6 protein-coding genes are annotated in these 12,905 nt (G+C 36.8%); 5 read left to right on the top strand and 1 reads right to left on the bottom strand.

The window, feature by feature from the left end:
• Positions 1-54: 54 nt before the first annotated feature.
• Entirely contained in the window at positions 55-1,731 is a 1,677-nt protein-coding gene (gene gldJ, locus LB076_RS01305) for a gliding motility lipoprotein GldJ (protein ID WP_066335933.1), read from the bottom strand.
• Positions 1,732-1,939: 208 nt separating this feature from the next.
• On the opposite strand from gldJ, the gene porU reads away from it, so the two are divergent.
• From porU to LB076_RS01280, 5 genes are all read left to right on the top strand, one after another.
• Positions 1,940-5,782: a type IX secretion system sortase PorU gene (porU, locus tag LB076_RS01300; protein ID WP_066335935.1), complete on the top strand. Its 3,843-nt coding sequence runs from the start codon at positions 1,940-1,942 to the stop codon at positions 5,780-5,782.
• 40 nt (positions 5,783-5,822) lie between these two features.
• Positions 5,823-7,001 (top strand): type IX secretion system outer membrane channel protein PorV, encoded by a 1,179-nt coding sequence (porV, locus tag LB076_RS01295; RefSeq protein WP_066335936.1) that lies wholly within the window; start codon positions 5,823-5,825, stop codon positions 6,999-7,001.
• Positions 7,002-7,455: 454 nt separating this feature from the next.
• Positions 7,456-8,454: a pyruvate dehydrogenase (acetyl-transferring) E1 component subunit alpha gene (pdhA, locus tag LB076_RS01290; protein ID WP_066335937.1), complete on the top strand. Its 999-nt coding sequence runs from the start codon at positions 7,456-7,458 to the stop codon at positions 8,452-8,454.
• Positions 8,455-8,461: 7 nt separating this feature from the next.
• Positions 8,462-10,096, top strand: coding sequence for a pyruvate dehydrogenase complex dihydrolipoamide acetyltransferase (locus LB076_RS01285; RefSeq protein WP_066335939.1), 1,635 nt, complete (start codon positions 8,462-8,464; stop codon positions 10,094-10,096).
• 567 nt (positions 10,097-10,663) lie between these two features.
• Positions 10,664-12,778, top strand: coding sequence for a gliding motility protein RemB (locus tag LB076_RS01280; protein WP_066335941.1), 2,115 nt, complete (start codon positions 10,664-10,666; stop codon positions 12,776-12,778).
• The last annotated feature ends 127 nt before the right edge of the window (positions 12,779-12,905 follow it).

Raw genomic sequence — 12,905 nt, 5'->3', positions numbered from 1 at the left:
ATAACAACAGCCCTAATCAAAGGGCTGTTGTTAAATAGGGGTTATTCTATTGTTTTAATTTCGTGGGGATCTTTTTTTGTCAGATTTTGGTCCAACTCTTGACATGGCACATCTAAATCCGATGTAATCTGTAGCCATATCTTGCGGAAGGTATCTTCTTTGTGCTGGATCTAACCAATAGGCTCTGTCTCTCCAGGATCCTCCTTTGTAAACCCTAACGTCGTCATTGATAAGTGTAGTCCTTTTGCTAGATTTATCATATTTTCGAACCATCAATCCTAAACTATCTGTAGTAACATTGTGTTTAGGAGAGTTGTACATTTTTTTGGTAGCGCTTTCGTCATCATTGTTAGATTCAGACATTCCAAAATCATAGTATTTAGAAGATTGTTTGTCTCCATCTCTGTAGTTGATGTTGTCGCTTTTGTCAAAGTTTTGTCTTAAATAGGTTTCGTTTTCGTCAACAGGAACTTGTGCTATTTGACCAGGGAAAGATCTTACAATTACTTTACCATTACTTAGGGTGTCTTTTTTCATGGTCTCTAGAGTAACAATCTCTACTTTACCATCTTTACCCATTTTGTTTTTAGAATAGCGGTTTCCTCTAAAGTAGTTAAAGTCATTTGCTTCATTATCTACAATTGGTCTGTAAACATCCGCAACCCATTCTGCAACGTTACCAGCCATGTCGTATAAACCAAAGTCATTTGCTGGATATTTTTTTACTTCATTAGTAATATCGGCACCATCATCAGACCATCCTGCAATACCTCCATAATCTCCATTACCTTGTTTGAAGTTGGCTAGTTGGTCTCCTTTTGATTGTCTTTTTCCAGAACGAGTGTAGCTTCCGGACCAAGGATATTTCTTTTGTCCTTTATAAATATTGTATTCTCTTTGACCTACATCTGCAGCTGCTGCATATTCCCATTCTGCTTCTGTTGGAAGTCTGTATTCTGGCAATACTACGCCAGAAGAACGTTGTGCGTACACGTTTTTTTCTTCTTCAACTGCGCCGTCTTTGCTTGTTTTTGGTTTTTTTCTTTTGTCGGTTTTCTTTAAAACAAGTTCTTCGTTTCCTCCGTAGGTAGAAGTTGGAGAGATTAAATAAGTCTCAGTGCTGAAAGAGCTTTCTGCAGTTACATCATTGCTTTTAGCGTCTTTTTTCAAATAGCCTTTTTTCTCTAATATTGCCTCGTTAACACGGTCTGTTCTCCATTTGCTAAACTCTACTGCTTGAATCCAGTTTACGCCTACAACTGGGTAGTTTGCGTATGCAGGATGTCTTAAGTAGTTATTGGTCATTGTTTCGTTATATCCTAATCTATTTCTCCATACTAAAGTATCTGGAGAGGCTCCTTCATAAATATGCTTGTAGCTTTCTTCGCTTGGAGGAAAAACACTTTTTAGCCAATCTAGGTATTCTAGATACATAAAGTTGGTTACTTCGGTTTCGTCCATATAAAAAGACTGTACGTGTTGCTGTGTTGGAGTATTGTTCCAGTCGTGCATTACGTCATCTTGTACTTTACCCATTGTAAAAGTTCCTCCTTCTACAAAAACTAGACCCGGACCAGCCTCTTGTTTACCAGAAGTTTTTTTGCCATTTACATTCCAACCTGTAGCTCTTGAGGTGTTGCTTGAACTAGATTTTTTGCTACAACTAGCAAAACCTAAGACCATTATCGTGGATAACATTAATCTTAAGGTCATAAATTTGTTTACTTTCATAATATTTTAAAGGTAATGATTTGGTGTTGCAATATAATAATTAACAATTAATAGGCAATACCAATTTAAATAATTTTACTGCTTCGAAAATTCAAGGGTGAATTCTATATTTCAAACGCAAAATTATACAATTTATTATTTAGTTTTATACTAATTAATTTATTTTTGCATACATTTAGTGTAAAACAACCACTTTAAAGAAATAACAATGAGAAAATTACTGCTACTTTTTACCTTACTCATTTGTTTTATTTCGCAGGCTCAGTCCCCGATACACGTGCAGATTAACTGGTTAGAAAACAACAAGACCCCTTCTGGTGCTTCGAGTTTTACTGTTCCGTATTTTTCAGGGAAAGCATATTACTATGATTCGGATCAAAAAAAAGTTTTTTTTACTACCAATCTGATTAGTTCTTATCCCTTAACGACCAACGGTGTAGTGCTTACTAACGTGGTGTATGAGTCGTTGCCTGCTAGTGCATTAGGAGATTTGTCTGTTGCCAATTTGCCTTCAGAGGTATTGCCTATCGTATCCAATACTACTTCAAGAGGTCAGTCGCACTCTTTTTTGTCAATTAGTCCTATTATCAAAAGAGAGGGTAGCTTTCAAAGAATTACTTCTTTTACCTATTCTGTAATTTCTAATAATCCAGCGTATAGCAAGTCCAATAATTTTACGGATAGATCCCAAAGTGGTATTCGTAATTCCGTTCTTGCTAACCAGGATTGGTACCGTTTTTATGTTGAAAAATCGGGTGTTTATAAAATCTCTAAAAGTTTTTTGCAAGGATTAGGGATGGATTTGAATGCTACCGATCCCAAAAGAATTAAAATTTTTGGTAACGGAGGCAGGATGTTGCCGCTCACTAATGGGATTTCGTATCCTAATGATTTGGCAGAAAATGCCATTCAGGTTGTTGGAGAAGCAGACGGTGTTTTTGATGCCGAAGACTATATTTTATTTTATGCAGAAGGAGTAGATACTTGGAATGAAGAGAGTCAAACGAGTATTAATTTGTATAGCAACAGGTCTTACTATTATGTAACTACTTCTGGGGATCCAGGCAAGCGCATTGCAGAGATGGTCTTGCCTACAGAGGCAAGTACTTTAGAGATTACTTCTTTTGATGATTACCAGTTTTATGAAGAAGACAAAACCAATATCGGCCATTTAGGTAGGCAATGGTTTGGTGCGGCTTTTGATATTAATAAAGAGCAAGAGTTTAGTTTTAATTTTCCTAATTTGGATCCAACAATTCCAGTAAAGATAAAGCTGGTTGTGGCCTCGGCGGCATATACTTTTACAGATTTTCAGATCAGTGCCAATGGAACGGATTTAGGGGGCTTTCCTTTTCCGCCTCTAATTTATGGCTCGCAAACGGTTTTCTATAGTCGTTCTTTGCCAAATAACACCTCTTTTTTAGGGGCCGAAACCACCAAAGTTAAGATCAAGTACAACAACAATGGTGTTCCAGGTTCTAAAGGATATTTGGATTATATACAATTGGTAGCCAGAAGAAAGCTTCAAGGTGTTGGAAAACAATTTCAGTTTCAGTACGATTTAGCAAGAGGCTCTTTAGAAACCGCACAATATACCATCGGTAATGCGCGTCAAATTTCTCAGGTCTGGGATGTGACCGACATCTATAATGTGCAAAAAGTGATTAATTTAAATCAAGATGTTTTTTCTTTTAAGGCAAACCTAGGCGCCGTCAAAAAATACATTGCCCTTGATAATTCGGATTTTTATACCCCCATGAAAGATGGTAGATCTCGTGTAGTAAATCAAAATATAAAAGGAACTATTTTTAAAAACCAACAAGGGAGTTTTGAGGATATTGACTATCTGATTGTTACTCCTGCAGCATTGGTTAGTCCTGCCGAAAAATTAGCAGACTTTCATAGAAAAAATAGTAATCTAAATGTAAAGGTATTGGCTTTGGAGAATATTTATCAAGAATTTTCTTCTGGAAAACAAGATATTGCGGCAATCCGGAATTGTATAAAATACATTTATGACAATGGTTCTTCATTAGGTAAAAAAATAAAATATGTAAATCTTTTTGGAGATGCCTCCTATGATTACAAAGACCGAATACTAAATAATAACAATATAGTCCCTATTTACCATGCTTTAAACAGTAATTCTTCTGGAGAAAACTCCTTTGCTTCGGATGACTTTTATGGACTGATGGATGCCTCCGAAGGAAATATAATCAATAATTTTGGTGGTATTGATATTGCTGTAGGTAGAATGTTGGTTAGTAGTGTTGCGCAAGCCGAAGCAATGGTGAACAAAGTCATTGAGTACCATCAAAAAGAGTCGTATGGCAATTGGCGAAACAATTTGGTGATAATTTCGGATGATTCCGATAACACAACAGATTCTAATTTGCAAACCAGACAAAATACGTTAGCAGATTTGATAACCTCCAAAAAACCATTTTTTAATGTAGATAAAATATTTTTGGATGCGTATACGCAAGAAGCTTCTGCGGGAGGTTTTCGGTATCCTAAAGCAAGAAAAGACTTGTTTGACGCTTTTGAAAAAGGCGCCTTGGTGTTTAATTATTTAGGACACGGAGGAGAAGATGGTTTGGCCTCCGAACGGATATGGGAAAAATCAGACGGACAAACCCTAAACAACCAGTACAAGTATCCGTTATTTGTGACCATTACTTGTGAGTTTTCTAGATTTGATAACCCATTGCGTCCTACCGCAGGAGAATATACCTATTGGAATCCTAAAGGAGGAGCGATAGCCATGATTACAACAGTGCGCTCAATAGGGCAGTACAATGCCGAGAATTTTAATGACGTGCTAACTGAAAAATTATTTGGTTATAACGATGCCACAGAGTATAGTATTGCCGAAACATTACGAATTGCCAAAAACAGCACTCCTAATTCTTCCACTAACGTGGTTTTTTACATTGGGGATCCAGCATTAAAATTAGCCATAGCAAAACCAAAAATCAGGCTTACTAAAGTAAATGATGTTCCTGTGGACCAACCTACAGAAATTTTTAAATCGTTGGCCAAAATTAAAATAACAGGTGAGGTAACGGATCAAAACGGTATTTTGCTAAACAATTACAACGGCGTATTATCTGCCACTATTTTTGATAAAATAATAAAAAGAACCACCTTGAATAATGATGGTACCACCACGCCGATAGAATTTAAAACATTGGGGGAAACCATCTTTAGAGGAAATGCTTCTGTAAAGAATGGCTCTTTTGAATTTGGACTTGTTGTGCCAAGAGATATAAAAATACCTGTGGATACCGGAAAAATAAGTTTTTATGCCAAAAAACAAGAAACATTACAAGATACTGCAGGATTTGATCTAAGTATAAAAATAGGTGGTGTAAATGAAAATGCACCACAAGACAATAATAATCCCAAAGTAAAGTTATATATGAACGACGAAACATTTGTATCGGGTGGTGTCACCAACAGTTCGCCGTTTATAGTGGCATATCTTGAAGATGAAAATGGGATCAATACCGCAAGTGGTATAGGGCATGATATAGTAGCTGTTTTAGATGGAGATGTAAGTAATCCCTATATCTTAAATGATTATTATCAGACCAATTTAGATGATTATACCAAAGGGAGTTTGCGTTTTCCGCTGCGTGATTTAGCTCCAGGATTGCATACATTGTCCTTCAAAGCGTGGGATGTTTATAACAATCCTGTTGTTGTAGAAATTCAATTTGTAGTAGTTGGCGAAGATACCATTTCCTTAACACACGTATTGAATTATCCCAATCCGTTTGTAAATTACACCGAGTTTTGGTTTACCCACAACAGGCCATACGAACCCTTAAACGTGCAAATACAAGTTATGACCATAACCGGAAAAGTAGTTTGGACAAAAAATCAAATAATAACCACGCAAGGGTTTTTATCTAAAGAAATTACTTGGGATGGTCGGGATGATTTTGGTAATAAAATGGGTAAAGGCGTGTATGTTTACCGACTTACCGTAAAATCTAGTCTGACTAATAAAAAGGCCGAAAAAATAGAAAAATTAGTCTTGCTTTAATGAAACATAATAGTTGTTTAATAAAATTTTAAATTTAAAAATGAAGAAATTAATTCTTTTAACAAGCTGTTTATTTGCATTTACTTTTGCAAAAGCACAAGAAAACAATAGAGTAATTACAACCGCCGTCCCATTTTTGATGGTCTCTGCAGATGCTAGAGCCGCAGGTATGGCAGATATAGGGGTAGCAACCTCTGCAGATGCTTTTTCGCAACAATGGAACCCTGCAAAATATGCTTTTTCTACGGATAAACAAGGTTTTTCGGTAAGCTACACGCCATATTTAACCGATTTAGCAAACGATATTTCGTTAGGGCAAGCTACCTATTATAATAAAATAAGTGAGCGAAGTGCTTTTGCCACGAGTTTGCGTTTTTTTGGATTTGGAGACATAGAATTAAGACAAACCGAAAATCCTGACGAACAATTTAGAACAGTATCACCTAATGAACTTGCTCTTGATGGTTCTTATTCTTTGAAATTAAGCGAAAAATTTTCTATGGCAGTAGCCGGAAGATACATTAGATCCAACCTCAAGATCGCTTCCGAAAATGTAGATGCTTCGGCAGCAAACTCCTTTGCGATTGATGTGGCGGGTTTTTATCAATCCGAAGAGGTGTATTACAACAACTTTAACGGAAGATGGCGAGCAGGATTTAATATCCAAAATTTAGGGCCAAAAATCAACTATGACAACGATAAAATAAGCGGAAATTTTTTGCCTGCAAATTTAAAACTTGGAACAGGATTTGATTTTATATTAGATGATTACAACAAAGTAACCGTAAATGTAGAACTAAATAAACTATTGGTTCCTACGCCGCAATTTGGAGTAGATTTAAATGCGGATGGTGTTGTTGATACTAAAGACAGAACGATTGCTAACCAAGATTACCGCTCCATTGGATGGGTTTCTGGAGTTTTCAAATCCTTGGGTGACGCACCAGATGGCTTTGGCGAAGAGTTAAAAGAGGTTACCTATGCTGTTGGTGCAGAATATATGTACCAAGATTCTTTTGCATTGCGCACGGGTTATTTTACAGAAAACCAATTAAAAGGAGCTAGAAAATATTTTTCTCTAGGAGCAGGGTTTAAATACAATGTGGTTAAAGTAGATGTGTCGTACTTGTTCTCTGCTTCAAAAGTGCCAAACCCATTAGAAAATACCTTGCGTTTTTCGCTAACATTTAATTTTGGAGACAAATACGAAGTGTATTAATTTTTTGTAAATTTAAAATAGCATACCAAATCCAAATTTCACCCAGTTGAAGTTTGGATTTTTTTTGTATAATAAACGGCTTGTTTTTTTAGTAAACAAAAAGTATTTGGCTAGAGGTAAAGATTTAAAAAATTGCCATCACCTCAGGTATTTATTCTTCTTATAGCTTTTGCAGGAAGGTAATGACCAACTAGAGAATTAGGTAACAAATTTCTGTTGGGATCTGTTTTAAGGTACGATTGGGAGCAGTTTGCATATTGCTTTCTTAAAAAAAACCTACTGCCATTACGGTTTGATAAAAACTTATTGTAAAAAAATAAGAAAACTAGCTTTTAAATTTTACTTCTAAGTTTGAATGTCTTATTTTTGCGATTCGCAAATTTGTGGGAGGAAACTTTTTTGCGTATGGTAATTGATAAACAATAAAAAACTTTAGCAAAAAAGAACAATTGAGATGAAAGAAGTTACAAAAGAGGTTTATTTGAAGTGGTATGAAGACATGCTACTTTGGAGAAAGTTTGAAGACAAGCTTGCTGCATTATACATTCAACAAAAAGTTAGAGGATTTCTACACTTATATAATGGTCAAGAAGCGGTTCTTGCAGGGGCATTGCATGCCATGGATTTGACTAAAGATAAAATGATTACGGCCTACAGAAACCACGTGCAGCCAATTGGTATGGGAGTAGATCCAAAAAGAATTATGGCAGAACTTTTAGGAAAAGTTACAGGTACTTCTAAAGGTATGGGTGGATCCATGCATATCTTTTCTAAAGAACATCGTTTTTTTGGAGGTCACGGTATCGTAGGAGGTCAAATTCCTGTAGGGGCAGGATTAGCCTTTGCGGACAAATACTTTGAAACCGGAGGTGTAACCATGACTTATTTTGGAGATGGTGCTGCCAGACAAGGTTCTTTGCATGAAGCATTTAATATGGCCATGTTATGGAAGCTGCCTGTAGTGTTTATTGTAGAAAACAATGGCTATGCCATGGGAACTTCTGTAGAACGAACAGCTAACCATACCGATATTTGGAAACTTGGTTTAGGGTACGAGATGCCCTGTGGTCCAGTTGACGGAATGAATCCAGTAAAGGTAGCTGAGGCAATGACCGAAGCAATAGATAGAGCACGCCGCGGTGATGGTCCTACTTTTTTAGAAATGAAAACGTACCGTTATAGAGGCCATTCAATGTCTGATGCGCAATTATACCGTTCTAAAGAAGAAGTAGAAGAATACAAAAAAATAGATCCAATTACACAAGTTTTAGATGTAATCAAAGATCAAAAATACGCTACACAAGAAGAGATTGATGCAATTGACCAAAGAGTTAAAGACTTAGTGCAAGAATGTGTGGATTTTGCAGAAGAATCTCCATATCCAGACAAACAACAATTGTATGACGTAGTCTACGAACAAGAAAACTATCCATTTATACCTCATAAACTATAAATCAATTATGGCAACAATTATAACAATGCCTCGTTTGAGCGATACAATGACGGAAGGAACGGTAGCAACTTGGCTTAAAAAAGTAGGAGATAAAATCTCTGAAGGCGATATCCTTGCTGAAATTGAAACAGACAAGGCTACTATGGAATTTGAATCCTTTAATGAAGGAGTGTTATTGCATATCGGTATTCCCGAAGGCGAAACCGCAGCAGTAGACTCTTTATTGGCAATTATTGGTAAAGAGGGCGAAGATATTTCTGGAATTCTTTCTGGTGATACTGCCACAACGGAGTCTAAAGAAACAGCAAAGGCTCCAGAAAACCCAATCTCTACTACAGAAGAGCAAGTAGCAAATACCTCCGAATTGCCAAAAGGTGTCGTGGTGGTTACCATGCCTCGTTTGAGTGATACAATGACCGAAGGAACTGTGGCAACATGGCTCAAGAATGTTGGCGATGCAGTTTCGGAAGGCGATATTCTTGCCGAGATCGAAACAGACAAAGCTACCATGGAGTTTGAATCCTTTAACGAAGGTACCTTGTTGTATATAGGTATTGAAGAAGGAAATGCTGCGCCAATTGATAGCTTGCTAGCAATAATAGGTCCAGCAGGAACAGATGTTTCTGGTATTGCCTCTAATTTTAAAGCAGGAGCAAAGCCACAAGCAGCAGCTAAAACAGTTGCTTCGGAAACCATTGCGCCTCAAGAAGAAGAATCCATTGCTCCAGAGACAACGACTCAAGGCAAACGAATTTTTGCTTCACCACTAGCTAAAAAAATAGCAAGTGACAAAGGGATTTCTTTACAGCAAGTAAAAGGTTCTGGCGAAAACGGTCGTATTATAAAAAGCGATGTCGAAAATTTCACGGCTCCAGCAGCAACTACGGCGGCAGTACAGGCCCCAGCAGTAGCTCCAAAAGCCGAGGCAACAACGGCTAAGGTTTTTGTGCCTACAGGAGAAGTTTTTACCGAAGAGATCAAGAATTCGCAAATGCGAAAAATTATAGCTAAAAGATTGGCGGAGTCTTTATTTACGGCACCACATTATAACCTAACTATAGAGGTTGCAATGGATGATGCAATGAAGTCAAGAGCAACAATTAATAGTGTTCCAGATACCAAAGTTTCTTTTAATGATTTGGTTATCAAAGCATGTGCAATGGCGTTAAAAAAACACCCAAAAATTAACTCCCAATGGAAAGAAGATGCCATTACCATCAACCACCATGTTAATATTGGAGTTGCTGTAGCCGTAGAAGACGGCTTGGTTGTTCCGGTGTTAAAATTCACGGATGCCATGAGTTTGTCTCAAATTGGTGCCAGTGTAAGAGATTTGGCCGGAAGAGCCAAGAACAAAAAACTAACCCCTTCTGAAATGGAAGGAAGCACGTTTACGGTTTCTAACCTGGGTATGTTTGGTATTGTAGAATTTAACTCGATCATCAACCAACCAAACTCTGCCATTCTTTCTGTGGGGGCAATTGTGGAGAAGCCTGTAGTTAAAAATGGTCAAATAGTGGTTGGAAACACCATGATGCTATCTCTAGCTTGTGATCACCGTACCATTGATGGAGCAACGGGAGCACAGTTTTTACAGACTTTAAAACAATACATAGAAAATCCGGTAACCATGCTTGCATAGATGCCTTTTTTTGGAATGAATTAAAATATCTTTAGAACGCCCCCAAAAAAGCAGCTGCTATTTTGGGGGTTTTTTATAGTAAAAAAAAACACCTAAGCAAGGGTGCTCATTAGTGTAGCCAAGCCAATTGTGTGTTTGATCGGCTGTACTATTAAATTTAGACGAAACATTTGTTCTGTGTAGTAGATCCGTAAAAAAAATATAATTTGTTTCAGGTTAAAAATTAGAATGTTCGTTTATAGCGGTTTTTTTTAAAAGAGTAAGTGTATGCCACTTTTTAGGCTGTAAAGTAATCCGATTAATAGAACACGATTTTAGATATAAGCTGTATTTTTGTTTCTAAGGAGTTGCAAATCATTTTGTAAAAACTACAGATAAATAGTTACAACTATGGAGGCAAGCTGAACAATTTTGACGGAAATGGCATGTCTTCGGCCGTTAGAGAATGGCTTGCTTTTGCAGATTAAAGCTTTAGATAGGACTAAAATACATCGGAATATTTTGGGATTCATGCAATTGTTAAGGAATCTAGAAAAACAAGAATACTAAAACACAATATAGATATTTATGAAAAAAATGCGCTTGACTTTTTATTTGTTGTTCTTTTCTTTTGTGGTTTTTAGTCAAACGAACAACCAAGATGCTAACCTGAATTTGACTCGTTTTCCGGTTTTCTCAGAATGCCAAAATATAACGTCTCTTGCGTTAGAAAAATGTTTTTATACCCAAGTTCAGGATTTTGTTTTCGATAATTTTGTGGTGCCAGAAAATTTGGTTCAAAATAATTTTAAAGGAGTTGTAAAGGTGCTTTTTGAGGTGGATGCCCAGGGTGTTTTTAAAGTAATTTATGTAAATGCAGTAGACCCAATTTTGTTGGCAGAATCCAAGCGTGTTTTTGCAAAATTACCTAAGATTAGTCCATCAACTTATAACGGAAGTCCGGTGTATTCTAAATACACGATCTCAATATCTATTCCGCTAAAGAGTAGTAAGCAAATAGCATCAGAGCAGCTCGCAAATGCAGCTATTTTGCCTGCAGCTTCTGCACCACTTACGGAGTTGGATAGTTTGGTTTATTACAAATACACCAATCCAGAATTGCAAAGCCATCTCATTATTCCGTTTTCGCATAGTTATTATGCACAATTTGATGGTGCTTTAAATAAAATTGGAAGCAATAACCATACTGCCTCCAAACCCTATTCGTATGCTGAGGTATCTAAGTATTATAGTATAGATCAAGCAAATAAAATACGTAATAAAAAGGTATCAGGATGGTGGGGCAGAAAATTTTGGAATGAAAACATGGTCCAAATACAAGGAGATGGATATTGGTTTGTGCTAAATCCTATGGTGGATTTACAGTTAGGAAAATCTAGTGATCTAAAGTCGTCTTACACCTATGTGAATACAAGGGCGGTTAATTTTAAGGGAGGTTTGGGTAAAAATCTTAGCTTCACAACTACAATTTTTGAGAGTCAAGGTCGTTTTGCGAGTTATTTTAATCGGTATGCCGAATCGATCAAACCAGTAGGTGGGGATCCGGCAATAATACCCGGGATTGGAATTGCCAAAGAATTCAAAACGGATTCGTATGATTTTCCGATGGCCGAAGCCAATATAACTTTTGCGCCAAGCAAAAATATTGATTTACAACTCGGATATGGAAGAAATTTTATAGGAGATGGTTATCGGTCTTTGTTACTTAGTGATGGCGCTAGTGTGTATCCGTATTTTAAAATAAACACCAATTTTTGGAAGCTTAAATATACAAATACCTATATGTGGCTAAAGGATGTGCGCCCGGAGGTTTCGTTGGAGAGAACGTATGCTACTAAATTTATGGCCAACCATTATTTGAGTTGGAATGTTTCTAACCGTCTGAATTTAGGTTTTTTTGAATCCGTAGTTTGGACCAATACCAACAATAGAGGTTTTGATGCCAGTTTTGTAAATCCTATATTGTTTTATCGTGCGGTAGAGTTTGCTTCTTCTGCACGAACCGGAAATGCTCTTTTGGGACTCACTTATAAGTACAAATACAGCAATGCAGTTAATCTATACGGACAATTGCTAGTGGATGAGTTTTCGCTGGGCGAGGTCCGGAGTGTAAAAAACAGTTGGAAGAATAAATTTGCGTACCAGTTGGGGCTTAAGTATTATAATGCCTTTGCGGTGACTAATTTGTTGTTGCAACTAGAGTACAACCATGTACGGCCATATGTTTATTCTCATAGCAATCCACTGACTAATTATGGACATAATAACCAAAGTTTAGGGCATCAATGGGGCGGAAATTGTAAAGAATTTCTGGCTATTGCACACTACTATAAAGGCAGGTATTTTGCAGATGCAAAAATAACGGTTGCAAAGCGCGGTTTGGATTTGGATACCACCGAAGATGGGTTTAATTATGGAGGGAATATCTATAAAGATTATGACGATAATAGGCCGTATGATGCCGGGGTTAAAGTAGGACAAGGTAATAAAACGGCTGTTTTTATAGCCGATTTACAAATGGGTTATTTAATTAATCCAACCACAAATTTAAAATTATTTGGAAATTATAGTTACCGAAGTCAGGATCCTGTTCAAAACACCACAACCAATTTTAATCAAGCGACCAATTGGTTTACACTAGGAGTCCGTACAGATGTTTTTAATTGGTATTTGGATTATTGATTCGGTCAATGAACTAGTTTTTGGATTCTCTTTTATAGAAGATGCTCTTTTTTTGGAAATGTAATTATATTAAAAAAATACAGCATCTACAATCTTAGTTCTCTATCTAATTTGTACCTTTGCAGCA

The sequence above is a fragment of the Flavobacterium crassostreae genome, assembly GCF_001831475.1.
In the GTDB taxonomy this organism is placed as follows: Bacteria; Bacteroidota; Bacteroidia; order Flavobacteriales; family Flavobacteriaceae; genus Flavobacterium; species Flavobacterium crassostreae.
Note: the sequence above shows the minus strand (reverse complement) of the source record. Positions and strands in the feature narration are given on the sequence as shown.

Bases quoted from the DNA above. Each gene is read 5' to 3' on its own strand.
- gldJ (WP_066335933.1), bottom strand. From the start codon at position 1,731: ATGAAAGTAAACAAATTTATGACCTTAAGATTAATGTTATCCACGATA.
- porU (WP_066335935.1), top strand. From the start codon at position 1,940: ATGAGAAAATTACTGCTACTTTTTACCTTACTCATTTGTTTTATTTCG.
- porV (WP_066335936.1), top strand. From the start codon at position 5,823: ATGAAGAAATTAATTCTTTTAACAAGCTGTTTATTTGCATTTACTTTT.
- pdhA (WP_066335937.1), top strand. From the start codon at position 7,456: ATGAAAGAAGTTACAAAAGAGGTTTATTTGAAGTGGTATGAAGACATG.
- LB076_RS01285 (WP_066335939.1), top strand. From the start codon at position 8,462: ATGGCAACAATTATAACAATGCCTCGTTTGAGCGATACAATGACGGAA.
- LB076_RS01280 (WP_066335941.1), top strand. From the start codon at position 10,664: ATGAAAAAAATGCGCTTGACTTTTTATTTGTTGTTCTTTTCTTTTGTG.